Source organism: Paenochrobactrum pullorum (genome assembly GCF_041929845.1).
Classification (GTDB): domain Bacteria; phylum Pseudomonadota; class Alphaproteobacteria; order Rhizobiales; family Rhizobiaceae; genus Paenochrobactrum; species Paenochrobactrum pullorum.
In genome coordinates, this window is record NZ_JBHEEH010000001.1 from 1,092,029 (window position 1) to 1,114,421 (window position 22,393).

Consider the following 22,393-nt stretch of genomic DNA (forward strand, 5'->3'; position numbering starts at 1 on the left):
ACAAATTGTTAGAATTATGCTACTTGTATTTAATAAAAATAACCTGATTTTGTAATAGTTATACAAGGGTGATTAAATAGTGTCTTCAGCGTTGCCATGCCATCCAGCAGAAAAATCGAAACGTGAAACATGCAGCGTCTGTGCCGATTGCTGTGTGCGTCACCTTGCGGTTTGTGCAGCGCTTGACGGGGATGAGCTGGATGCGCTCGAAGCAATAATGAGCTCTAAACAGCTTGGCGCCAATGAAATGTTGGTGGAAGAGGGCCAGGAAAAAAACCGCGTCTATAGTTTAACCTCGGGTATGCTGCGTCTTTATACATCACTGCCTGACGGCCGCCGTCAGATTTCCGGTTTTTTGTTTCCGGGTGGTTATTTGGGTCTTGCCGATGATGATGTGCATTCGCAAACCGTGGAAGCGGTGGTGCCATCTGTCCTTTGTTCGTTTTCAGACCGCGAGATGAATGCTTTGATGGAGCGTTATCCGCAGCTGAAAGAACGTCTTTACGAAATGACCAAATTTGCGCTGCGTCAGGCGCATGATAATCAAATGATCCTTGGTCGTTTGGCGCCGGTTGAAAAATTGGCGAGCTTTCTGTTGTTGCTGGCTAATCGCCCGCAGGCCAATGGCACCACCAATCCGGTACATCTGGCAATGAACCGCACTGATATTGCCGATTATCTGGGCTTAACCATTGAAACGGTTAGTCGCAGCTTTACCAAGTTAAAGACACAAGGACTGATCCATCTGATTGATGCCAATACGGTGGAAATTATGTCTTATCGTTCGCTGGCAGCAGTTGCCGGTCTTGATATTGACCATTTGATGGGTAACGCAAACGCCTGATCTGCTGTGCTTCTGTTCGCTTCTTCACAGATTAATTATATTTAATATTATTGCGCCGCATGGATTGATTGTGATCAATGCTGAATATTTCATCGCTGCTTACTATCATCCCATAGGTTCCATGATTGTAGGAAATTGAATCCGGCACTTGATACATTGTGACTGCCGGAAATATTTTTATAGTCTTCAAGAGGCTGATGATGACGTTCTGTGCTGCTATGATTATCATTAATATTCTAATGATCTCGATGTCTTGTGCTGCACATCAGCTTTCTGTATTGGCAAAAATCGGAAGCGCGGAGCATTAAGATGCAAGAAGAAATTGTCCGCCATTATGCTTCTCTGGCAGTGCCCAGATATACATCTTACCCGACCGCAGCAGACTTTACCTCGCAGGTAACACACACACAGATGAGTAGTTGGTTGCGCCAGCTAGCTCCGCAGGAAGCGGTCTCGCTTTATCTGCATATTCCTTATTGCCGACAGCTTTGCCATTATTGCGGATGCCATGCCAAAGTTGCGCGTCGTGACGATGTAATCGATAATTTTGTGCAGGATTTATTGACTGAGATTCGCTTGGCTGGCCAGCATTTATCATCCCGTCCGATGGTGAAGCATCTACATTGGGGCGGTGGAACTCCTTCAATCTTACATGCGCGGCAATTTGAAAAGATCATTACTGCATTACGTGAGCATTTCGATTTTGATCCGCAGATGGAACATGCGATTGAACTTGATCCGCGTACAGTCACAGCTGAACTGACTAAGGTTCTGGCGGAGCAGGGCGTCAATCGTGCTTCATTGGGGGTGCAGGATGTTGATCCAGAAGTGCAAAAAGCGATTGGCCGCGTGCAGCCTTTATCAATCGTGAAAGGCGCCGTTGATAATTTGCGAAAAGCCGGCATCGAACGTATCAATTTTGATTTGATTTATGGTCTGCCGCTGCAGACAGAAGAAACACTGCGTGAAACATGCCGGAATGTGCGTGCGTTTGCACCTGATAGGGTTGCATTTTACGGTTACGCACATTTGCCACAACGCCGTGCCAATCAGCGTTTGATTGACGATGCAGCATTGCCGGATTCTGATGCGCGTTATGCACAAGCGGCCGTGGTTCGCCAGTGTTTTAAAGATTTCGGCTATGAGGAGATTGGTATTGATCACTTTGCTTTGCCCGATGATCCTCTGGCCATTTCAGCACGGGAAGGGCGGTTGAACCGCAATTTCCAAGGTTATACAGATGACAACTGCCCAACATTGATTGGCTTCGGTCCTTCATCTATTTCACAGTTTTGGGGCGGTTTTGCGCAAAATATATCCGATATTAAACAATATGGCCAATTTGTCCGAGCGGGTCGATTGGCGACAATGCGTGGCCATATTATGCGTGATAGAGATCGCACTCGTGCTGACGTTATATTGGCATTGATGTGTAATTTTCAGGCAGATCTCAATAAGCTGGCCTTAGGTGTTGATTTTTCTGATGAAATGGCACTATTGAGGCCACTGATTGCTGATGGCATCGTGACTGTCAGAGATGGCGTCATCGCGATGAGTCGTCAAAAACGACAATTAATTCGACCAGTGGCAGCAATATTTGACGAATTCCGCAGGGGAAATGTTCACGGCTTTAGCTTCGCCGTTTGAGCGCACTTGTGGGGTAGCCGGCCCGTGCATTTATGCGGGGGGAGCGGCAATGGGCATCGCACTCAGTGGGGGCTGAGTGCGATGCTTTCATTTTAAGCGCGTATTTCAAGCTTTATGTTTATGCAATTTCGGCAGGAAGATTGCAGCGAGCCCTAATGCCGGCAAGAACGAACAGACGTGATAAACATATTCAATGCTCTTCGCATCCGCGACAATGCCCAAAAGTGCTGCAGCAATACCGGCAATCCCAAAAGCAAAGCCAAAGAAAAGGCCGGAAACCATACCAACGCGGCCTGGTAAGAGTTCTTGCGCAAAAACAATAATGGCAGGGAAGGCTGAAGCCAGCACAAAGCCGATCACCATCGTCAGTACCGCTGTTAAAGGCAGATTGGCATATGGCAGAATGAGCGTAAAAGGCAAAATTCCCAAAATTGACACCCAGATAACGGTGCGGGTGCCGATTTTATCACCGATGGGGCCGCCAACGATTGTGCCTGCTGCCACTGAGCCTAAGAACAAGAACAGCAGAATTTGAGATGTTTGCACACTCACATTAAAATGGCTGATGGTGTAGAAGGTGTAATAGCTGGTGAAGCTTGCCAGATAAATATATTTGGTGAAAATCAATACTGCCAAGACACCGACGGCAAATGCAACCTTTTTACCCGGTAATGGTAGGGATTTATCTAGCTGCGGACGTTTTGCATTAGCCAAGCGATAAGCCGTGTACCATTGGCCGACGCGCCACAATACATACATGCCGATGAGCGCTGCAATCGAGAACCAGCTGACACTGCCCTGACCAAATGGCAGCACGATGAAGGCTGCAAGCAACGGCCCGAGGGATGAGCCGATATTGCCACCCACTTGAAACAGTGATTGGGCAAAACCATGGCGCCCGCCGGAAGCAAGACGTGCGACGCGTGATGATTCCGGATGGAAAATAGAAGAACCAAGGCCGACCAAGGCAGCACCTAACAGAAGCACCGGATAATTATGGGCATTTGCCAGCACAATAAGCCCGACAAAAGTGCAAGCCATCGCGGCTGTCAGGGAATAGGGCATCGGATGTTTGTCGGTATAAATGCCGACGACAGGCTGCAAAATGGAGGCGGTGAGCTGGAAAATAAAAGTCAATAAGCCGATCTGCCAAAATGTCAGGCTGTAATTATCTTTCAGAATCGGATAAATCGCCGGTAATAGCGATTGCATCATATCGTTGAGAAAGTGACCAAAACTCACTGCCAGAATGATATTGATCGCAGTAGTTTCGGATGGCCGGTTAGAGCCCAGGCTGGTTTCATCAGCCGTATTCATCGTCATAATTCTGCTCCGCAGCCGCATTTATTGTAATATAATTACTGATCTTACTTTAGTTATTGAGCAAGCAATGGCTAGTCAAATTAAAAGGATTGATCATCTCATTCATATTTGTCGGTCTTTTCGGTACGCCTTATTGACCGATTGCTGAATTTTCACTGAAGTTTCGGTTGGTATTTGTGTAATGAGACATTTTGAGCTAAGCTCGTTAAGCATTTAGTAATTGTTTCAGGGCGCAAGCCCGGGTATGACAGCCACATGTTGTTTCGCTCTCGTCATAAGCCGAGTTACCGTCAGAAGCTCCGTCTTCTATTGTGGCCTCGCAAATCTTTTTCCCGCTCGTTTCGCTATTATGGCAAGCGGGTTATGCGGATTACGGCTTCCCCGCATGCAATTGCAGCCGGGTTGGCGATTGGTGTATTTGCAGCCTTTACCCCGTTTTTCGGCTTTCATTTTATCATTGCGGTGATATTGGCTTATCTGCTCGCCGGTAATATTGGTGCCGCAGTGTTAGGAACAGCCGTTGCCAATCCGTTGACTTTACCGTTCATTTGGGGCGGCACCTATGAGCTGGGCCGTTTTGTTATCAGTGGCGGAAATGCTGATGGGGCAGGGTCACTTAATCTGGTGCGTGCTATTGAAACCATGCGTTTTACTGAAATCTGGACACCATTGATCAAGCCGATGCTGCTTGGCTCCACTATTCTGGGCGCTTTGTTTGCCGTACTCGTTTATGGCGTGACACGGGTGGCGGTCACGGAGTTTCGCAAAAAACAGACGGAAAGCCGGTTAAATCGTCAGCTGACGCGGCGTGAGAGCAGGATATCTTGAATAAATGATTATTGGTATCGGCAGTGATCTGATCGACATCCGCAGAATTGAAAAAGCGATTGAGCGGCATGGCGATCGTTTTAAAAAGCGCGTTTTTACCGATCTCGAACAGAAGAAATCTGAAAGCCGCAAAGAAAAAGCTGCATCCTACGCCAAGCGTTTTGCTGCGAAAGAGGCTTGCTCCAAAGCGTTAGGCACCGGCCTTGCGCAAGGGGTTTTCTGGCGCGATATGGGCGTTGTCAATTTACCGTCAGGCAAGCCGACGATGAAACTGACAGGCGGTGCATTGGACGCTCTTCATAAAATAATGCCGGATGATTGTGACTTTGCCATACATCTGACAATTACCGATGATTTTCCTCTCGCACAGGCTTTTGTAATTATTGAAGCAATAAAGCGGCCAGTTTAATTGCATTTCGGTGATTTCTTTTTTAAGGCTGGGTTGGTGACGGGATAAGTTGATTTGACCGTCGCCAATTTCTTCGGTTTTTGGCTGCATCTCCGGTCTTGTGTCGGTGAATTGTGCAGCATAATGATTGGGATTGTGTGTTTCGTGAATTTTGATACCCATAATGCCAAAATGCCATGTCCAATGCGGAGATCGTAAAGCGTGTCGAGCAAGAACAAAGTTAAAAAATCCGGCGGTATTGGCGAGACCATACTAGTTATCATTCAGGCACTTTTGTTGGCTCTGGTTATCCGGACAGTTTTGTTCCAGCCGTTCAGCATTCCATCAGGTTCGATGCGCCCGACTTTACTGGAAGGTGATTATCTCTTCGTTTCAAAGTTCTCCTATGGCTTTTCGAAATACTCTTTGCCGTTGTCACCGGATTTGTTTTCCGGTCGCATTTGGGGCTCAGAACCTAAGCGTGGTGATGTGGTGGTTTTCAAACTGCCGAGCGACACCAATATCGACTATATCAAACGCGTGATTGGTTTACCGGGTGATCGTGTGCAGATGCGCGGCGGCGCGCTTTATATCAATGACGAACCGGTGCAGCGCGAGAAAATCGGCACAATCAGCAATCCGGATGTGACCGAACAGAACCGTCCTGTTGATGTCTATCGTGAAACTCTGCCCAATGGTGTAAGCTATGACACATTGGATCTGGCGCAGGGCACAATGGGTGATGATACCCGTGTGTTTGAAGTGCCGGAAGGCCATTATTTCATGATGGGCGATAATCGTGATAATTCTCTCGATAGCCGTTTTGGTGTGGGCTATGTGCCTTACGAAAACCTTGTTGGCCGTGCTAATATTATTTTCTTCTCGATTGCCGGTAAGGCAAGCCCGCTGGAAATCTGGAAGTGGCCATCCGAATTGCGTGGCAGCCGTTTGCTGACCTCGGTCAATGGTAAGCCGCATACACAAGTAACAGCGCCATAATTGTTGAGCATATCATGCCGTTAGATGCACAAAACCTTGCACTCCTCGAAGAGCGCACAGGCCACAAATTCGCTAATCTTGAACGATTGGAAAGGGCTTTAACCCATTCCAGCGTACAGGTGGAAGCGGGTGAAAGTTATGAGCGGCTGGAGTTCTTGGGCGACCGCGTCCTGGGTCTTTGTATTTCAGAAATGCTTTATATGGCATTCCCGGATGCTGCCGAGGGGGAGTTATCGGTGCGCTTGAATGCGTTGGTCAATGCAGAAACCTGTGCGGCCATCGCTGATGAATTGTCTTTGGGCAATATCATCCGCACAGGTGCTGACATTAAAACGGTAAAAGACAAACGTCTTGCCAATGTGCGCGCCGATGTGATTGAAGCTTTGATCGCGACGATCTATCTTGATGGTGGATTGGATGCAGCACGTCAGTTTATTGACCGCTATTGGAAAACCCGCTCACAGCAAACGGGAGCGGCACGCCGTGATGCCAAAACCGAATTGCAGGAATGGGCGCATCAGCAGGGCAATCTCCATCCGGTTTATGAAGTGATCGGCCGCAGCGGTCCAGATCATGATCCGCAATTTACTGTGGAAGTTACCATTGCAGGCTTTCCGTCAGAGCGTGGTGATGGCCGTTCCAAGCGCTTGGCGCAGCAAGTGGCCGCAGAAAAAGTGCTTTTACGCGAAGGCGTGTGGAAAGAAGATTGAAATCTGCATGAATGATGAAATATGCAGATAATCAGGTTATAATGAAGCAGTTGGGATGCGTTTGAAGCGTCACAACTGCTTTTATATTGGAAGACTAAAAGACCGGAATTTAAAATCAGGTCGTGCCGGAAGGGCAGAAAATGGAAAATAACAATAAAACTGCGCCGGATGGACAAGAAAATTCAGCGCCTAAAAATGCTGGAAATGAAAATGCGGGACCAGCGAATACTGGAAATCAAAATCCGGCATTTGAAAATATGACAACCCGTTCGGGCTTTGTCGCATTGATTGGTGCACCGAATGCAGGCAAGTCGACACTGGTCAACCAGCTTGTTGGTACCAAAGTTTCAATCGTCACCCATAAGGTGCAGACGACGCGGGCGCTGGTGCGCGGTATTTTCATCGAGGGCGACAGTCAGGTCGTGTTGATCGATACACCGGGTATATTCCGTCCAAAGCGCCGTCTTGACCGCGCAATGGTAACAACTGCTTGGGGCGGTGCCAAGGATGCCGATATTATTCTGGTGATCATTGATGCGCAGGGCGGCATGAATGAAAGCGCAGTGGCACTATTGGAAAGCTTTGAAAAGGTTCGCCAGAAGAAGATTTTGGTGCTGAACAAAGTCGACCGCGTTGATCCGCCAGCATTGTTGAAACTCACTGCTGCCGCTAATGAAAAAGCCAGTTTTGATCGCACCTTCATGATCTCGGCGCTGAATGGTTCAGGTTGTAAAGATCTGACCAAATATCTGGCTGATGCTGTGCCAAATGGCCCTTGGTATTATCCGGAAGACCAGATTTCCGATATGCCGATGCGTCAGCTTGCCGCCGAAATCACCCGTGAAAAGCTTTATTTGCGCTTGCATGAAGAACTGCCATATTCTTCAACCATCGAAACCGAACGCTGGGAAGAACGCAAAGACGGTTCTGTTCGTATCGAACAGGTTATCTATGTCGAGCGCGACAGCCAGAAGAAGATTGTGCTTGGCCATAAAGGCGAAACCATCAAGGTGATCGGCCAGTCGGCACGTAAAGAAATTGCAGAGATTCTGGAACAGCCGGTGCATCTCTTCTTGTTTGTGAAGGTGCGTGAGAACTGGGGCAATGATCCGGAACGTTACCGTGAAATGGGACTGACCTTTCCGAACTCTTAAGCCCGAACTCATAAAGGGCGGCAAGTCAGATGGAATGGCGTGATGAAGGTATTATTCTAGGCACTAGGAAACACGGCGAAACCAGTGTTATTCTGGAGGTCATGACCCGTCATCACGGACGCCATTTGGGGCTTGTCCGTGGTGGCCGTTCGCGCCGTCAGCAGCCTTTGTTGCAACCGGGCAATCATGTTTCGATCCACTGGTGGGCGCGCCTTGATGAACATATGGGCGCGTTTCAGATCGAGCCTTTGGGCTTTGCTGCAGCGCGGCTGATTGAAAGCCCGATTGCGCTTTATGGCATTCAGTTGGCCGCTTGCCACTTGCGCTTGTTGCCGGAGCGTGATGCTCATCCCGGCCTTTATGAAACGCTCACTCTCATCATCAATCATTTTGACGATGCATTTGTGTCGGGCGAATTGCTGTTGCGCTTTGAGCTGATGCTGCTGGAAGAATTGGGCTTCGGGCTTGATTTACGTCAATGTGCGGCGACCGGTGCAGTGGATGATCTGATCTATGTTTCGCCTAAATCCGGCCGTGCCGTGTCGCGTGTGGGCGGGGCGCCTTGGGCGGATAAATTACTGAGCCTGCCGAAATTTGTCATTAGCAGCCAGACACGCCCGTCATGTCTTAATGATATTCAGGATGCTTATAAACTGACCGGATTTTTCCTGATGCGTCATGTATGGGAGCCTCGTGCGCAGGTGCCACCTGAATCACGCACTGGTTTCCTGAATGCTTTAAACCGGTTTTTGAACGCTACAGAATAAGCGTAAAAACAGAGCCTTCAAAGGCATCAGCCCCGCGACCAATATTTTGAATGGCTTGTCGCATCGCACCATTGCACCCCAAAATCTCATCGGCTAGCGACACAAGCCGGATATTCGGCGTGGCAGAAGGGGATAGTCGACGCAAAACGTCTGCCAATTCCTGTGCATCACGTTTTGGCTGCAAGGCACAAGCCAGAATGTAAGCCGCAGCAGTGGAGCGCGAAATACCGGCATAACAATGAATAAACAGTGGTTTTTCACCGCTCCACGTACGGCTGAAATCCAATAGCGCGTGAATATGTTCCGGCTCTGGTGCCATATATCCATCACGTAATTCGGTAATATCATTGAAATTTAAACGCAAATAATCATCGCTGTGAAGCTGTAACGGCAGGGAGACTTCTGCATCGGGGCTCACCAGAGTGATGATTTTTTGCGGCTTGTGTTCTGCAATCACTTCAGCAAGCTTGGATTGGGGAGCGACAATGATCTTAGCCATTTATGCATTCCGCTTTTGATCAAGCTCGGCAAAACGTGCCAGAAATGCCCGCTGCACCTGACCTGTCGGTTGCGACTCTAGCTTGATCATTTCCGGATTGACGCCGCGCGGACGACCAAAATAACGCACTGCTTCTTTGTCTGTAAAGCCCGCAAGCTGCACTGCTTCATAATAAGCGGCAATACGGTCTGCCTGTTTGATCAGTTTTTTAAGCGTAACTGGTATTTTGGCAGGCAGTGAAAAACGCAAGTGAATGGCGGCTTCGAGACGGTTTTCAATCTGCTGATAGTCGCCACCCATCACGGCTTTAAACGGCGAAATCATATCGCCGATGACATATTCAGGCGCATCATGCAAAAGGGCCAGCAATTGCCAATCAATATGGGCATCCGGTTTGATATGGTTGAAAATCTGCTCAACCAATAGTGAATGCTGCGCTACTGAATAGGCATGTTCTCCCACTGTCTGGCCGTTCCAGCGGGCAACACGGGCAAGACCGTGGGCAATATCTTCAATCTCGACATCAAAAGGTGAGGGGTCGAGCAGGTCAAGCCTGCGCCCCGACAGCATCCGCTGCCATGCACGTGCCTGACCAGTGCTTTGATCTGCTGCCGCCATGATGGATTATTCCTGACCTTTAACCGGCATGGTATATTTTGCTGTTGACGGAATGGTGAGCGTAACTTCCGCATCGCCCGCCATAATTGGTGTCTGGCTGTCGAGCGCATCCTGCACGCGATCAATACGCACAAACGCAATGGCCTGTGTGCCGCTCACTTCGCCAAGATTGCCGATTTCGCGCTCTCCGACTGTTAAACCAGTGCCTTTTTCAGGCAATGGCGTTGTCGCTGTTGCCACCATTGCGCGTCTGCGAGCTGTGCCGCGATGCTGCATGCGCGAGACAACTTCCTGCCCGATGAAACAACCTTTGGTGAACGATACACCACCGATCTGGTCAAAATTCACGTCATGCGGGAATAGATCATTATAGGCAAAGTCATTACTGCCCTCAGTAATGCCATTGGCAATGCGTAATTGAGTCCAGCCTGCAATATTGTTTTCATCAAATTGCTGACCATAGAAACGACGCACGTTCAAATCTTCAGGAAAACGCAAATCGCGTTTACCTGAATCACCTTGTGAAGAAGTAGAATCATTTTGCCAAGAAACAGTGATAAGTGATTCAGAACTTTGTGTAATTTCCGCTTTTGAGCGCAAACGATAAAGCATCAAACGCTTGATCAGACTTGCGGCAATCTCTTCCGGCATATCCAAACGTAGCCCGTTTTCAACGCGCGACACCAGAAAATCGAACATGATCTTGCCTTGCGGTGTCAGTAAGGCACCGGGTTTAAGATCATCCGCACCAAGAGAGCCCAGATCCGTGGTGATCAGAGCTTGCAGAAACTTTTCGGCTTCTTCACCTGTCACGAGCACCAAAGCACGATTATCTAAATTTGCGGTTTTTCCGGAAAGATTCATGTCTTCTTCCTTGTCTTTGCCATAAGTGTTACGTAAGCCGCATTGACGACAGCCGCAAGACCGGAGTGTAAACATGGCACAGACCTTTGATACCATCCTCAAAAATGCAACGCTGGTTAATCACGATGGCACCGGCCAGCGTGATATTGGTATTCGCAACGGGCGCATCGCGGCCATCGGTTCTTTGCAGAACCACTCCGCCGGTGAAGTGATTGATTGCACAGGTCTGCATATTTTGCCGGGTGTCACCGACAGTCAGGTGCATTTCCGCGAGCCGGGTCTGGATCACAAAGAAGATCTGGAAACCGGTTCAAAAGCAGCGGTTCTTGGTGGTGTGACCACTGTTTTCGAAATGCCGAACACCAATCCTTTGACCACAACCCCTGAAACTTTGGCGGATAAAGTGCGCCGCGGCCATCATCGCATGCATTGCGATTTTGCTTTCTGGGTTGGTGGCACGCGCGAAAACGCCAAAGATGTGGCAGAGCTGGAGCGTTTGCCAGGTGCGGCAGGTATTAAAGTGTTCATGGGTTCTTCAACCGGTGATTTGCTGGTGGATGATGATGAGGGTGTGCGCTCCATTCTTAAAAATACCCGCCGCCGCGCTGCCTTTCATTCGGAAGATGAATTCCGCTTGAAAGAGCGTGAAAATTTACGTGTTGCCGGTGATCCTTCCAGTCATCCGGTCTGGCGCGACGAGATTGCAGCTTTAACCTGCACCCAACGTCTTGTGCGTATCGCCAAAGAAACGGGCGCGCGCATCCATGTACTTCACATCTCGACTGCCGAAGAAATTTTATTCCTGCAGAACCACAAAGATGTGGCTACCTGTGAAGCAACGCCGCATCATTTGACCTTGTCTTCTGATGATTATGCAACGCTTGGCAATCTCATCCAGATGAACCCGCCGGTGCGTGACAGCCGCCACCGTGATGGTGTTTGGCATGGTATTGAGCAGGGCATTGTTGATGTGCTGGGCTCAGACCATGCGCCGCATACATTAGAAGAAAAGGCCAAACCTTATCCGGCGTCCCCATCCGGTATGACGGGTGTGCAGACCTTGGTGCCGATCATGCTCGATCACGTAAATGCCGGTAAATTGTCATTGGAACGCTTTGTTGATCTGTCGAGTGCTGGTCCGAACCGTATTTTCGGCATGGCCAATAAGGGACGTATCGCCGTTGGTTATGATGCCGACCTGACTATCGTTGACATGAAGCGCGTTGAAACTATCACCCATGCACAGGCTGGCTCGAAAGCTGGTTGGACACCTTATGACGGTAAGAAAGTGACCGGCTGGCCGGTTGGCACATTTGTGCGTGGTCATAAAGTGATGTGGGAAGGTGAAATCGTCAATCCGTCACTGGGGGAGGCGGTCGAGTTTTTGGAAGCGCTGCCAAAGCGCTGATGCAAGATATAAAAAAAGCCGGACAATTTGTCCGGCTTTTTTATTTGAAACTTAAAAAAATCAGTGCAGCGGGCGTGTGGATAAAAAGCCGCCTGCAATGATCTGTTCTTTCATCTTGTCGATAAGAATGATTGCGGCATCTTCACCAGCATCACGGATCAATTCAGTTAATGCTGTCGCAAATGCAGCTTCAGCCAAAATTTCTGATTCGATGCCTTCCGAAATACCATCAGCCCAAGCTTCATTCTGGTACTCAATCGCAGCCAGCTTTTTTTCTTCTGCAATCAGTTCATCGAGATCAGTAGGAGTATGCTGCATTGAAATCACCTCGGCTTACGCCCTTCTTTGAAAAAATGGTGCTGCCTTCATTGTTAAGCAAATGTGGCGCCCATTATTTTTTAGCTCTTCTAACACATTGCCCGCGATATGAATCAAAAAAAACCGTCAATTCACGAATGAATTAATTGATAGTTAATTCCCGTATCGGGATACCAATTCCTTCGTAAGTTGCGCGCCTTCTTTTAAGTAACTGTCGATGGCAGCCAAAGCTGAAGGCGTACAGCGTTTGTAGGTATCGCTATAGCTACGATAACCACGGTTGAAATTTGAAATCAGGCGAAGACGTTCTGCTTCGGCGGGATTTTCTTTGGCAATCAGCTCATCCATCTGCTCGCGCCAGACAAGAGAGTTCTCGCCACATAAATTACGTAAAAAATGCAAAGAGCCTAACACTTCGGCAATACGCAGCATTTTTTCCTGCGCAGCATCATCATTGGCATATGCGGGAATGAATGAGCTGTTCACAAGGCAGACGGTGATAACAAAAACCACGCTCCGATTAACACACTTGCATAACCGACCGTTTTTTTTACCAGATCGCGGATCGGCCCATTTCTTGAAACGGTTGAACATGAGCTGTCCTTTTCAGTGCTTTATTTGATGTTGAAACACGGCGAGTTCAAGGCAAAGAGTTAAATTTATAGCGCATTGGTTGAATTTTCCGTTTCCACAACCTTGCGGGCGACCTCCAATGTACTGGGTGTGACTTGCAAATTTGTCATTTCTTCAACTGTCAGCCAATGCAGCGATACCGCATCATCACCTGCCAGTTCGCAGCCGGAAATATCATAAGCGCGGAAAATTGCCAGATAATAGCTGCGGTCATATGCACCGGCATCAAGTGCTAAATCAACAGTGATAAAATGTTTGAGTGCTTTGGCATGAAGTGCTGTCTCTTCATGTAGCTCGCGCTGTGCTGCCTGTTCCGGCGTTTCACCTTTTTCAACATTGCCACCGGGAAACGCCAGCCAGTCTTTTTTAGGTTCCTTGCCACGCTTAACTAGCAAAAAGCGCTCCTCACGTCGGCAGATCACTGAAACACCTTCAATCGGGGCGACATCATATAACGGCTTGGAGAATATTTCGCTGATCATCGACAAAGCACATTGATCCTTTTTGTAAAGTACTCTCCCGTTAAATCATATATTTGCTTGACCGGCACTGCAAAAAACGGAACATCACTTTCTATGTGCGGAAGATTTTCATTGATAGCAACACGGGAAGAGGTGGAGGCATTTATTGCAGCCATTATCGACGCGGAATTTCCGCCCCGTTATAATATTGCACCAACTCAGCCAATCATGATGGTGGTGGCGGGAGAGGCCCGGCCGGAAGGTAGCAATCTGCCGGATCGAAAAAGCATTTTGGTGCGTTGGGGCTTTATCCCTTCATGGGTCAAAGATCCCAATAGCTGGCCTTTGATGATCAATATGCGCTCGGAAACGGCTGTGCAGAAAAATTCATTCCGTATTGCAATGAATCATTTTCGCGCGCTTGTTCCGGCTTCCGGTTTTTATGAATGGCGTAAAGTCGATAAAAACAAACGACAAGCCTATTGGATCAGACCGCGGGAAGGTGGCATTGTCGCTTTTGGCGCTTTGATGGAAACATGGAGCGGTACAGATGGCTCACAAGTGGATACGGGCGGGCTTTTAACCACCAGAGCCAATAAAACCCTTGCCCCCATTCATGACCGTATGCCGGTGGTGATCAAGCCGGAAGATTTTAATCGCTGGCTCAATTGCAAACATTATTTGCCGCATGAAGTTGAAGATCTGATGCAACCGGTGGAGGATGATTTCTTCGAGGCAATTCCGGTGTCCGATAAGGTCAATCATGTGGCCAATATCACACCGGATGTTCAGGAGAGGGTGGAGGAAGATTTGGCACCGCAAAAGCCGGCATTGAAACGGAAAAAGAAAACCGATAGCGGTGATGATTCCGGCGGCCAGTTGTCGATGTTTTAAAAACGATTTTCAGAGCTGATTTTATAAAGTTAATCAATTAGGGTGATTATGCTGTTTTCTTCGACTTTTTCAGGCTTTTTGCTCGGCGCTTCGCTGATTATTGCTATTGGTGCACAAAATGCCTTTGTTTTGCGGCAAGGGCTTTTACGTCAGCATGTTTTCATCATTTGCTTGATTTGCGCATTATCCGATGCCGTGCTGATTACTGCTGGTGTTGCAGGTCTTGGCTCACTTATCAGCCAGTCGCCACGTTTGATTACAGCGGTTACTTTTGGTGGCGCAGCTTTTCTGTTTTGGTATGCTTATGGCGCATTTAAACGTGCTCTTCATCCTGAAGCAATGCACGCGCAAAAGCAAAGCGGCGGTAGTTTGAAAACCGCTGTTTTAACGGCACTGGCACTCACATTTTTAAATCCACACGTCTATTTGGATACAGTTGTTCTGTTGGGCAGTCTTTCTGCCCGTTTTGAAGGGCAAAGCCGTATAGCCTATGGTGCAGGTGCAGCAATTGCCTCTTTTGTCTGGTTCTTCGCACTGGGCTATGGCGCCAGATTGCTGGAGCCTGTTTTTGCCAAACCGGCGGCATGGCGGGTGCTTGATGTTATCATCGGCGTGATTATGAGCTTGATTGCACTGAGCCTGTTGAGCCATTTCTTTTCATAACAGTGCTCAGCCATTACGGCTGAGCACAAAAGCCAATGCCTTTTTATTATAATGATTGTTCTCGATATGAGATGCTTTGCGCGCTGATATATGGCGGACTGCCGCCAGAATTGCAGGAGAACCAATTTTGCTATAATGAGCCAACAGATGATCGGCTTGCTTGTTTGAGCGATGATGCAGGTTACTGGTCATTTTGTGTTTCCTTTTTTGAAGGCCAATAGTGAGGTGCTTTGGCGGGTGTTAATGTCACCAAAGAATTGGTCTGAAAAAAGGTTTCTTGGAGCCTGCTTTAAGGTGTTTCTATGAAATACGTGATAATTTAAAACGGCTCCCAATCACAGATGGCTGCGTCATCTTAGATCGCAACCAAGCATCAGAAATTACTTGACGAAAGCCGGTGCGGCAGAGATAAGTGATTTTATGAAAACGATAAACGCCATCACCACTTGTATTTGTGCGATTATTATTAGCTAGCATTCTGCTGGCTCGGCCGTTTTCGTCTCCTTTTTACATCCAAGATGACAACGTTCCGGCCAGTGGGCTGTAACAAGTACGTTTTTGTGTTGCTTGCATCTTGCGTGATGCTTTTAGGGGACTGATCAATGACTGCCCAAAATATTGAATTAAGACTGTACAATACGCTGACCCGCACCAAGGAAATCTTTGCTCCGATTGATGCGAAAAATGTGCGTATGTATGTCTGCGGGCCGACAGTTTATGATTTTGCCCATATCGGTAATGCACGTCCTGTTATCGTTTTTGACGTTTTATTCCGTTTGCTGCGCCATATTTATGGGGAAAATCATGTCACTTATGCGCGTAACATCACCGACGTGGACGATAAGATTAATGCGCGTGCCGTGCGCGATTATCCTGATTTGCCGTTTAATGAGGCAATCCGCAAAGTAACGACAAGCACCAATGCGCAGTTTCAGGCGGATGTGACCGCGCTTGGCAATTTGGCACCAACCCATCAGCCGCGTGCAACCGACCATATGGATGAAATGCGGGCAATGATTGAACGTTTGGTGACACGCGGTATCGCCTATGTGGCTGATGATCATGTGCTTTTCTCACCATCAGCCATGAATGAAAAAGCCGACTCCGGTTATGGTACCCGTTACGGCACATTGGCACGTCGCTCTCTGGATGAAATGCTGGCTGGTGCTCGTGTTGATGTGGCTTCCTATAAGCGTGACGAAATGGATTTCGTGCTGTGGAAACCGTCCAAGCAGGGTGAACCGGGCTGGCCTTCACCGGCTGGCATTGCGGTTAATGGTCGTCCGGGCTGGCATATTGAGTGTTCTGCCATGTCGATGGCCAAACTGCTGGAGCCTTTTGGTGGCGGTTTGCAATGCGATGATCCGGAAAAGAATATTTTTGATATTCATGCCGGTGGTATCGATCTGGTGTTCCCGCATCATGAAAACGAGATCGCCCAGACATGCTGCGCATTTGATACGCAGCGCATGGCCAATATCTGGATGCATAATGGATTTTTGCAGGTCGAAGGGCAGAAAATGTCCAAGTCGCTCGGTAATTTCATCACCATTCGTGATGTTTTGAACAGTGATCTGGCGGCTTTCTCCCATCTGGAAAAAACAGATGCAACAGCGCGTGAACGCGAACAATGGGTGGGGTTGGCTGCACGTTTCTCCATGTTGCAAACGCTTTACCGCGAGCCGATCAATTGGACATCGCAGCGTCTGGAAGAATCAAGCGAAGAATTGCTGCGCTGGTATCGTTTGCTGCGTGAAGAAGGCTTTGTTTTAAGCGAAAAACTGGATCAGGTGTCTGAACTTGTCGAAGCGCTTAGCGATGACATTAACAGCTGGGCAGGCATTACCGTTTTGCGTAAGGCTTATAAGGATAAAAACATTGCTCTGCTTGGACAGGGATTGGTTCTGCTTGGCCTTTTTGATCCTTTGTTCATGGCAAAAGATGCCGCACTTTTTGCTGAGCTCAAAGCTGATCAGGCAAATGCCATTGAAGCCAAAATCAATGAGCGTTTGGCCCTGATTGCTGCCAAAAACTGGGCAGAAGCAGATCGCATTCGTGATGATTTGCTTAGCAATGGTATCCAGTTGCAAGACGGTAAAGATCCGATCAGCGGTGAGCGTGTCACCACATGGGAAGTGGTACGATGACGGGCGGGAATAAGAGTGGGGGAGAACAAGTGCGCAAAGAACGCATCTATATCTACGATACGACATTGCGTGACGGCCAGCAGACACCGGGTGTCGATTTTTCAGTAGAAGACAAAAAAGCTATTGCCGCTTTGTTAGATGATTTTGGCATGGATTATATCGAGGGCGGTTATCCGGGTGCCAACCCGACCGACACCGCCTTCTTTCAAGCCAAGCAGACGGAAAAGGCAAAATTTGCAGCTTTCGGCATGACCAAGCGGGCAGGGCTTTCCGCATCCAATGATCCGGGGCTTGCGGTTTTATTGCAGGCCAAAAGTGATAGTGTTTGTTTTGTTGCCAAAGCATGGGATTACCATGTGCATCTGGCGCTTGGCTGTACCTTGGAAGAAAATCTGGAATCCATTACCGCTTCCGTGACTGCTGCTTGTAGCGCCGGACGCGAAGCGCTGGTGGATTGCGAGCATTTCTTTGATGGTTTTAAAGCCAATCGTGATTATGCATTGGCTTGCGCCAAGGCAGCCTATGATGCGGGTGCGCGCTGGATTGTGTTGTGCGATACCAATGGCGGCACCCAACCTGCTGAAATTCATGATATTATTCAGGCTGTTATGGAGGTGGTGCCAGGTGATCATCTTGGTATTCACGCTCATAATGATACCGAGCAAGCAGTTGCAGTATCACTCGCTGCTATTGATGCCGGTGTGCGTCAGGTGCAAGGCACTTTAAATGGTATTGGCGAGCGTTGCGGCAATGCCAATCTGGTGACACTGATCCCGACTTTGATGCTCAAACTCTATTGGTCGGATCGCTTTTCGCTCGGGATTAATGATGAAAAACTCAAAGATTTGACCCGTCTGTCACGCGCTTTTGACGATATTTTGAACCGCGCACCAGCAGAACAGGCGCCATTTATCGGCAGTTCAGCTTTTGCCACCAAAGCCGGTATTCATGCCTCGGCTCTTTTAAAAGAACCTAAAACCTATGAACATGTGCCGCCGGAAACGGTTGGCAATCATCGACGTGTGATGGTGTCCGATCAGGGCGGAAAATCCAACTTTCTGGCTGAATTGCAGCGCCATGGCATCAAAGTCGCGCGAGATGATTCGCGCCTTGATATGCTGATTACGCTGGTGAAGACTCGTGAAGCCGAAGGCTATGCCTATGAAGGCGCCGATGCCAGTTTCGAGCTATTAGCGCGCAATAGTTTGATGTCGATTCCGGAGTTTTTTAAAGTCGACTCTTTCCGTTGTATGGTGGAGCGCCGCTTTGATGCCAACGGTAATTTGATCACGGTGTCGGAGGCCGTTGTTAAGCTGCAGGTAGATGGCGAGCAGAAAATGTCTGTTGCCGAAGGCCATGGTCCCGTCAACGCGCTCGATATTGCGCTGCGTAAAGATTTAGGCCGTTATCAGGAAGAGATTTCCGATCTGGAACTGGTTGATTTTAAGGTGCGTATCCTCAACGGCGGTACGGCTGCGATCACCCGTGTTTTGATTGAATCAGGCGATGCTACGGGCGCACGTTGGCGCACTGTTGGGGTGTCCGATAATATTATCGATGCTTCCTTTCAGGCTTTGATGGATTCGATTATTTATAAATTGATGAAAAACCGCTCACTGGCTGGTACCGGACTGGCTAATTAGTCATTTCCGATTTATGAGAGAACCACCGGTATTTTTCAAGCCGGTGGTTATGAGCAGTAACCTTTTGAAACTGCTCGGATTGTTTGGACATTCATGACTAAGTCATCATCACCAGTAACGAGCAATGATAGTGCGCGTGGATTTTTCTATGCATTAAGCGCTTATGCTTTATGGGGCGCATTGCCACTTTACCTCAAGATGGTAAGCTATATTCCCAGCCTTGAAGTAGTTGTAAACCGTGTCATCTGGTCATTGCCGGTGGCTGTCATTTTGCTCGCTCTGTCGGGGCAGCTGAAAGAGATGATAGCCATATTGCGCCAACCAAAATTGGTCGGTATGGGCTTGGTAACAGGTTTTTTGGTGACCTCAAACTGGCTGATTTATGTCTGGGCGATTGAACATGGTCAAACGGTTGCATCAGCTCTTGGCTATTACATCAACCCATTGTTGAACGTGCTGTTGGCGAGCCTTTTTCTCAACGAGCGTTTGAGCAAAGCGCAGTGGGCTTCCATTGGTTTTGCCGCTGCTGCCGTTGTTTTGCTGGCTATCAGCCATGGCGGCTTGCCGTGGATTTCACTGGCATTGCCTTTGACATTCAGCCTTTATGGTTTCTTCCGTAAGTCAATGCCGATTGCCGCTTTGCCGGGCTTCACGCTGGAAATCATGATCGTCTTTTTGCCGGCATTTATCTATTTCGTCATGTTGGTCGGCAAGGGGCAGGATCACTTTGTGCATGGCACCTGGACAGATATTGGCTGGCTGGTGCTGGCGGGGCCGTTTACGGCCATTCCGCTTATTCTCTTTGCCAAAGGTGCCAAACTATTGCGTTATATGACCTTAGGGTTGATGCAATATACAGCGCCTACCCTGATGTTCTTGATTGCGGTTTTTGTCTTCAAAGAACCATTTGAGATCATTGATTTGGGTGCTTTTATGCTGATCTGGATTGGGCTGGTCATTTATAGCTGGTCAAGTTTCACGCAATATCGCGCCAATAAACAGGCTGAATAATTCAGCCTGTTTATTATGCCTCTTACATACGGCTGATAATATCGGCATCGCCGGATTTATCACTGCCGTTTTGCGCTAAAATTGTCGGAACAATGTCTTCGGCTTCATCAATCACTAAAGGCTGTAACTGGTGATTGGTATGAATAAAGCCCTCACGGCGCATATGATCTATGAGAGTAAGCATAGGCTGCCAGAATTGGTTGATATTGGCAAAAACCATTGGTTTTTTATGGCGACCAAGCTGTGCCCATGTCATCATTTCAACGATTTCTTCAACGGTACCAATGCCGCCGGGCAGTGTGATGAAAGCATCGGAATGCTGGAACATCAAATGTTTGCGTTCATGCATATCTTTGGTGATCATCACTTCGCTCAAATGATTGAGACTCGTATCACTGGCTTCTTTGGCAATCAAAAATTCCGGAATGATGCCGAGCACTTGGCCGCCATTTTGCATAACGCCTTCGGCTACAGCGCCCATAATGCCTTTGGTGCCGCCACCATAAACAAGGCGGATTTTATGTTCAGCGAGAGAGCGGCCTAATGTAAGCCCCGCTTCACGATAGGCGGGATTGTTGCCGGTTGAAGAACCGCAATATACGCAAATGGATTTGATCTCGGACATATTATACCTGAACTGCTATGAATATGAAAATTTGAAGGTTTTATAACTGTTTGAATGGTGAGGCTCAAACATAAAGCGGATAGTTTATCTTGTCGATGTGCAGCTTTCTTGTAGTGTTGAGAAAAAGGCTGTAAACCACTGTAAAAGCGGCCGTGTGAAGGATAAAGAAAAATGCAAAAGAGCCGATATGCTTTGGTAGGTTTTGCTGTTGTTGTCATTCTAGGAGGAGTGCTGGCGTTTTGTGGTTTTCCCGTTAAAAATACGCCCATTAAAGGCACGGATGTATCGCAGCCGGTAGCGCAAGCACCTGTTGAAACAAAAACAGCACCCAAAGCAACCCCACCACAAGCGACAGAGCCTGTACAAAAAACAGACGCTGAGGCAAAAACTGTCGAACCTGCTGCTGTTGAACCTCAAACAACAACAGAGAATAAAGAGTCTGATGCGAATACTGCCTCAACAGCGGGCGTGGATGTGCCGGTTTTTGATCTGGTTCGTGTCGAGCCGAATGGCGGCGTGGTGATTGCCGGTAAATCTTTGCCGGGCGCCGAGGTTGATGTTCTGTTGGGTTCACGCGTTTTGGGTTCTGTCAAAGCGAGCGAGAATGGTGATTTTGTGATTGCCTTTGATGAGGTGTTGAAGCCAGGTGATCACAGTTTGGTTCTGCGCAGCACAAGCACAGATAATAAAGCGGCAACATCGGCGCAAACCGCGATTGTTTCCATCCCTGATAATGTAAACGGACAGGTGCTGGCACTGGTGGAAGAACCGGGACAGGCAAGCCGCATGATCACCAAGCCGCAAACAGATGATGCGAATGCGCAGAATAATGATGGTGATCAGTCAGCACAAACGAATGGTACTGATGCAAGCGCATCCAATGATGGTTCAGCTTCTGTAATTGATGCGCCAATTGCTGTTGAAGCTGTCGAAATTGAAGGCAATACAATCTACATTGCCGGACAGGCCAAGACTGATCACAGCGTGATTGTTTATGCCAATGAGAAAATGCTTGGCCGCAGCAATGTGTCGCCGGAAGGACGTTTTTTAGTTGAAAGTCAACAACCTCTGGCCGTTGGTGATTATATCATTCGTGCAGATTTGCTGAACAAAAACCAGAAGGTCATTGCCAGCGCACGTGTGCCGTTCCGTCGGGAGGCTGGCGACAATATTTCCGCCGTTGCACCATCTGTGAAAGAGCAACGCTTAAGTGCTCAGGATGGTAAAAGCCAACCGCAGCCGCAACAAGTACCACATAATGATAAAGCATCTGCACAGGCTTTGGAAAATGTCAGAGGCTCCGTCATCATTCGAAAAGGTGACAATCTCTGGACAATCTCCAAGCGTACTTATGGCAAGGGCACACGTTATACAACGATTTATCTGGCCAATCGTGACCAAATCCGTAATCCGGATTTGATCTGGCCCGGACAGGTTTTCACTATGCCCAGTGAGCCATTGTCCGAAAACGATGCGGCCAATGCTTTGCGTGAAACGCAACCGAGCCAATAAATGCGTCATAACTAAAGCTTGTAATTTGATCTTTCATCGTATATCGACGATTTACGATGAAAGATCAAAACACACAAGCCTGTTCACTGGCTACCTATAAAATTGAGGATGAAGAGGCGGCTCGCATTTATGCGGCGCTGGCTCATCCTGTACGATTAACTATTTTACGGCAATTAAGCATGCATGAAGCATGCTGCAAAGACATTGTCGGCGGGCATGATCTTGCCCAGTCAACCGTTTCCCAACATTTAAAAGTTTTGGTACAGGCGGGGCTGATTGATTTCCGTGCCGAACGGCAGAACTCGCGCTACAGGGTTAATCACGCAAGGCTTGACTATATCAAAGATCACTTTGCCCAACTCACTCTCTCATGCGTAAGGCCGCCGACCTGCGATTGATCTCTGATGATTAATCGCTGATACGAATTCCCTGAAAGA

Annotated in this window: 25 protein-coding genes; 16 read left to right on the top strand and 9 right to left on the bottom strand. The window is 48.2% G+C overall.

Annotation, left to right across the window (positions count from 1 at the left end; genetic code table 11):
• The first annotated feature begins 79 nt into the window (after window positions 1-79).
• Together JNC77_RS05205 and hemN are read left to right on the top strand one after the other, a co-directional pair.
• Window positions 80-844: a Crp/Fnr family transcriptional regulator gene (locus JNC77_RS05205; protein WP_374830067.1), complete on the top strand. Its 765-nt coding sequence runs from the start codon at window positions 80-82 to the stop codon at window positions 842-844.
• Window positions 845-1,153: 309 nt separating this feature from the next.
• Window positions 1,154-2,491 (top strand): oxygen-independent coproporphyrinogen III oxidase, encoded by a 1,338-nt coding sequence (gene hemN, locus JNC77_RS05210; RefSeq protein WP_374830069.1) that lies wholly within the window; start codon window positions 1,154-1,156, stop codon window positions 2,489-2,491.
• A gap of 105 nt (window positions 2,492-2,596) precedes the next feature.
• On the opposite strand, the gene JNC77_RS05215 is transcribed toward hemN, so the two are convergent.
• Window positions 2,597-3,808: an MFS transporter gene (locus JNC77_RS05215; protein WP_374830523.1), complete on the bottom strand. Its 1,212-nt coding sequence runs from the start codon at window positions 3,806-3,808 to the stop codon at window positions 2,597-2,599.
• 261 nt (window positions 3,809-4,069) lie between these two features.
• On the opposite strand from JNC77_RS05215, the gene bspA reads away from it, so the two are divergent.
• The 6 genes from bspA to recO all read left to right on the top strand — a co-directional run bounded on the left by bspA (window position 4,070) and on the right by recO (window position 8,660).
• A complete protein-coding gene (bspA, locus tag JNC77_RS05220; protein ID WP_374830070.1) occupies window positions 4,070-4,642 on the top strand; it encodes a type IV secretion system effector BspA in 573 nt (190 codons plus the stop codon).
• Window positions 4,643-4,646: 4 nt separating this feature from the next.
• Window positions 4,647-5,051, top strand: coding sequence for a holo-ACP synthase (gene acpS / locus JNC77_RS05225; protein WP_374830072.1), 405 nt, complete (start codon window positions 4,647-4,649; stop codon window positions 5,049-5,051).
• A gap of 201 nt (window positions 5,052-5,252) precedes the next feature.
• Entirely contained in the window at window positions 5,253-6,029 is a 777-nt protein-coding gene (gene lepB / locus JNC77_RS05230) for a signal peptidase I (protein WP_374830074.1), read from the top strand.
• 14 nt (window positions 6,030-6,043) lie between these two features.
• A complete protein-coding gene (rnc, locus tag JNC77_RS05235) occupies window positions 6,044-6,739 on the top strand; it encodes a ribonuclease III (protein ID WP_374830076.1) in 696 nt (231 codons plus the stop codon).
• Between the two features lie 257 nt (window positions 6,740-6,996).
• Complete coding sequence (era, locus tag JNC77_RS05240; protein WP_374830525.1) at window positions 6,997-7,893, top strand: GTPase Era; 897 nt, start codon at window positions 6,997-6,999, stop codon at window positions 7,891-7,893.
• Between the two features lie 29 nt (window positions 7,894-7,922).
• Entirely contained in the window at window positions 7,923-8,660 is a 738-nt protein-coding gene (recO, locus tag JNC77_RS05245) for a DNA repair protein RecO (protein WP_374830078.1), read from the top strand.
• Here recO and JNC77_RS05250 read toward each other — a convergent pair.
• The 3 genes from JNC77_RS05250 to ygfZ are packed head-to-tail and all read right to left on the bottom strand — an operon-like array spanning window position 8,650 to window position 10,641.
• Window positions 8,650-9,159 (bottom strand): tyrosine phosphatase family protein, encoded by a 510-nt coding sequence (locus JNC77_RS05250; RefSeq protein WP_374830080.1) that lies wholly within the window; start codon window positions 9,157-9,159, stop codon window positions 8,650-8,652. The two genes, recO and JNC77_RS05250, sit on opposite strands and share 11 nt — an antisense overlap.
• Entirely contained in the window at window positions 9,160-9,777 is a 618-nt protein-coding gene (locus JNC77_RS05255; RefSeq protein ID WP_374830083.1) for a YfbR-like 5'-deoxynucleotidase, read from the bottom strand. It abuts the gene before it with no gap.
• Window positions 9,778-9,783: 6 nt separating this feature from the next.
• Window positions 9,784-10,641: a CAF17-like 4Fe-4S cluster assembly/insertion protein YgfZ gene (gene ygfZ / locus JNC77_RS05260; protein ID WP_374830527.1), complete on the bottom strand. Its 858-nt coding sequence runs from the start codon at window positions 10,639-10,641 to the stop codon at window positions 9,784-9,786.
• Between the two features lie 73 nt (window positions 10,642-10,714).
• Between ygfZ and JNC77_RS05265 the strand changes: the two genes are divergently transcribed.
• On the top strand, window positions 10,715-12,049 hold the full coding sequence (locus tag JNC77_RS05265; protein ID WP_374830085.1) for a dihydroorotase: 1,335 nt from the start codon (window positions 10,715-10,717) through the stop codon (window positions 12,047-12,049).
• Window positions 12,050-12,109: 60 nt separating this feature from the next.
• On the opposite strand, the gene JNC77_RS05270 is transcribed toward JNC77_RS05265, so the two are convergent.
• The 3 genes from JNC77_RS05270 to JNC77_RS05280 all read right to left on the bottom strand — a co-directional run bounded on the left by JNC77_RS05270 (window position 12,110) and on the right by JNC77_RS05280 (window position 13,482).
• Entirely contained in the window at window positions 12,110-12,367 is a 258-nt protein-coding gene (locus JNC77_RS05270) for a hypothetical protein (RefSeq protein ID WP_374830087.1), read from the bottom strand.
• Window positions 12,368-12,520: 153 nt separating this feature from the next.
• Complete coding sequence (locus tag JNC77_RS05275) at window positions 12,521-12,961, bottom strand: TIGR02301 family protein (RefSeq protein ID WP_374830089.1); 441 nt, start codon at window positions 12,959-12,961, stop codon at window positions 12,521-12,523.
• 65 nt (window positions 12,962-13,026) lie between these two features.
• Window positions 13,027-13,482 (bottom strand): NUDIX hydrolase, encoded by a 456-nt coding sequence (locus JNC77_RS05280; RefSeq protein ID WP_374830529.1) that lies wholly within the window; start codon window positions 13,480-13,482, stop codon window positions 13,027-13,029.
• Window positions 13,483-13,575: 93 nt separating this feature from the next.
• Between JNC77_RS05280 and JNC77_RS05285 the strand changes: the two genes are divergently transcribed.
• Both JNC77_RS05285 and JNC77_RS05290 read left to right on the top strand, forming a co-directional pair.
• A complete protein-coding gene (locus JNC77_RS05285; RefSeq protein ID WP_374830091.1) occupies window positions 13,576-14,355 on the top strand; it encodes an SOS response-associated peptidase in 780 nt (259 codons plus the stop codon).
• A gap of 48 nt (window positions 14,356-14,403) precedes the next feature.
• Entirely contained in the window at window positions 14,404-15,018 is a 615-nt protein-coding gene (locus tag JNC77_RS05290; RefSeq protein WP_374830093.1) for a LysE/ArgO family amino acid transporter, read from the top strand.
• A 6-nt stretch (window positions 15,019-15,024) separates the two neighbouring features.
• Here JNC77_RS05290 and JNC77_RS05295 read toward each other — a convergent pair whose 3' ends face one another.
• Entirely contained in the window at window positions 15,025-15,210 is a 186-nt protein-coding gene (locus JNC77_RS05295; RefSeq protein WP_374830095.1) for a hypothetical protein, read from the bottom strand.
• Between the two features lie 410 nt (window positions 15,211-15,620).
• Between JNC77_RS05295 and cysS the strand changes: the two genes are divergently transcribed.
• The 3 genes from cysS to rarD all read left to right on the top strand — a co-directional run bounded on the left by cysS (window position 15,621) and on the right by rarD (window position 19,819).
• Window positions 15,621-17,165, top strand: coding sequence for a cysteine--tRNA ligase (gene cysS, locus JNC77_RS05300; RefSeq protein ID WP_374830097.1), 1,545 nt, complete (start codon window positions 15,621-15,623; stop codon window positions 17,163-17,165).
• Window positions 17,166-17,194: 29 nt separating this feature from the next.
• Window positions 17,195-18,808 (top strand): citramalate synthase, encoded by a 1,614-nt coding sequence (gene cimA, locus JNC77_RS05305; RefSeq protein WP_374830099.1) that lies wholly within the window; start codon window positions 17,195-17,197, stop codon window positions 18,806-18,808.
• Window positions 18,809-18,901: 93 nt separating this feature from the next.
• Window positions 18,902-19,819 carry an EamA family transporter RarD gene (gene rarD / locus JNC77_RS05310; RefSeq protein WP_374830101.1) on the top strand — a complete coding sequence of 306 codons (918 nt, stop codon included), beginning with the start codon at window positions 18,902-18,904 and terminating at the stop codon, window positions 19,817-19,819.
• Between the two features lie 22 nt (window positions 19,820-19,841).
• Here the strand turns inward: rarD and JNC77_RS05315 are convergent, their stop codons facing one another.
• On the bottom strand, window positions 19,842-20,444 hold the full coding sequence (locus JNC77_RS05315) for an LOG family protein (RefSeq protein ID WP_374830103.1): 603 nt from the start codon (window positions 20,442-20,444) through the stop codon (window positions 19,842-19,844).
• Between the two features lie 171 nt (window positions 20,445-20,615).
• Here JNC77_RS05315 and JNC77_RS05320 point away from each other — a divergent pair, with 171 nt between their 5' ends.
• Complete coding sequence (locus JNC77_RS05320; protein ID WP_374830105.1) at window positions 20,616-21,956, top strand: LysM peptidoglycan-binding domain-containing protein; 1,341 nt, start codon at window positions 20,616-20,618, stop codon at window positions 21,954-21,956.
• 56 nt (window positions 21,957-22,012) lie between these two features.
• Window positions 22,013-22,354 carry an ArsR/SmtB family transcription factor gene (locus JNC77_RS05325; RefSeq protein WP_374830107.1) on the top strand — a complete coding sequence of 114 codons (342 nt, stop codon included), beginning with the start codon at window positions 22,013-22,015 and terminating at the stop codon, window positions 22,352-22,354.
• Window positions 22,355-22,393: the final 39 nt, after the last annotated feature.

Bases quoted from the DNA above. Each gene is read 5' to 3' on its own strand.
- hemN (WP_374830069.1), top strand. From the start codon at position 1,154: ATGCAAGAAGAAATTGTCCGCCATTATGCTTCTCTGGCAGTGCCCAGA.
- JNC77_RS05215 (WP_374830523.1), bottom strand. From the start codon at position 3,808: ATGAATACGGCTGATGAAACCAGCCTGGGCTCTAACCGGCCATCCGAA.
- bspA (WP_374830070.1), top strand. From the start codon at position 4,070: ATGTTGTTTCGCTCTCGTCATAAGCCGAGTTACCGTCAGAAGCTCCGT.
- acpS (WP_374830072.1), top strand. From the start codon at position 4,647: ATGATTATTGGTATCGGCAGTGATCTGATCGACATCCGCAGAATTGAA.
- rnc (WP_374830076.1), top strand. From the start codon at position 6,044: ATGCCGTTAGATGCACAAAACCTTGCACTCCTCGAAGAGCGCACAGGC.
- era (WP_374830525.1), top strand. From the start codon at position 6,997: ATGACAACCCGTTCGGGCTTTGTCGCATTGATTGGTGCACCGAATGCA.
- recO (WP_374830078.1), top strand. From the start codon at position 7,923: ATGGAATGGCGTGATGAAGGTATTATTCTAGGCACTAGGAAACACGGC.
- JNC77_RS05250 (WP_374830080.1), bottom strand. From the start codon at position 9,159: ATGGCTAAGATCATTGTCGCTCCCCAATCCAAGCTTGCTGAAGTGATT.
- JNC77_RS05255 (WP_374830083.1), bottom strand. From the start codon at position 9,777: ATGGCGGCAGCAGATCAAAGCACTGGTCAGGCACGTGCATGGCAGCGG.
- ygfZ (WP_374830527.1), bottom strand. From the start codon at position 10,641: ATGAATCTTTCCGGAAAAACCGCAAATTTAGATAATCGTGCTTTGGTG.
- JNC77_RS05265 (WP_374830085.1), top strand. From the start codon at position 10,715: ATGGCACAGACCTTTGATACCATCCTCAAAAATGCAACGCTGGTTAAT.
- JNC77_RS05270 (WP_374830087.1), bottom strand. From the start codon at position 12,367: ATGCAGCATACTCCTACTGATCTCGATGAACTGATTGCAGAAGAAAAA.
- JNC77_RS05275 (WP_374830089.1), bottom strand. From the start codon at position 12,961: ATGTTCAACCGTTTCAAGAAATGGGCCGATCCGCGATCTGGTAAAAAA.
- JNC77_RS05280 (WP_374830529.1), bottom strand. From the start codon at position 13,482: ATGATCAGCGAAATATTCTCCAAGCCGTTATATGATGTCGCCCCGATT.
- JNC77_RS05285 (WP_374830091.1), top strand. From the start codon at position 13,576: ATGTGCGGAAGATTTTCATTGATAGCAACACGGGAAGAGGTGGAGGCA.
- JNC77_RS05290 (WP_374830093.1), top strand. From the start codon at position 14,404: ATGCTGTTTTCTTCGACTTTTTCAGGCTTTTTGCTCGGCGCTTCGCTG.
- JNC77_RS05295 (WP_374830095.1), bottom strand. From the start codon at position 15,210: ATGACCAGTAACCTGCATCATCGCTCAAACAAGCAAGCCGATCATCTG.
- cysS (WP_374830097.1), top strand. From the start codon at position 15,621: ATGACTGCCCAAAATATTGAATTAAGACTGTACAATACGCTGACCCGC.
- rarD (WP_374830101.1), top strand. From the start codon at position 18,902: ATGACTAAGTCATCATCACCAGTAACGAGCAATGATAGTGCGCGTGGA.
- JNC77_RS05315 (WP_374830103.1), bottom strand. From the start codon at position 20,444: ATGTCCGAGATCAAATCCATTTGCGTATATTGCGGTTCTTCAACCGGC.
- JNC77_RS05320 (WP_374830105.1), top strand. From the start codon at position 20,616: ATGCAAAAGAGCCGATATGCTTTGGTAGGTTTTGCTGTTGTTGTCATT.
- JNC77_RS05325 (WP_374830107.1), top strand. From the start codon at position 22,013: ATGAAAGATCAAAACACACAAGCCTGTTCACTGGCTACCTATAAAATT.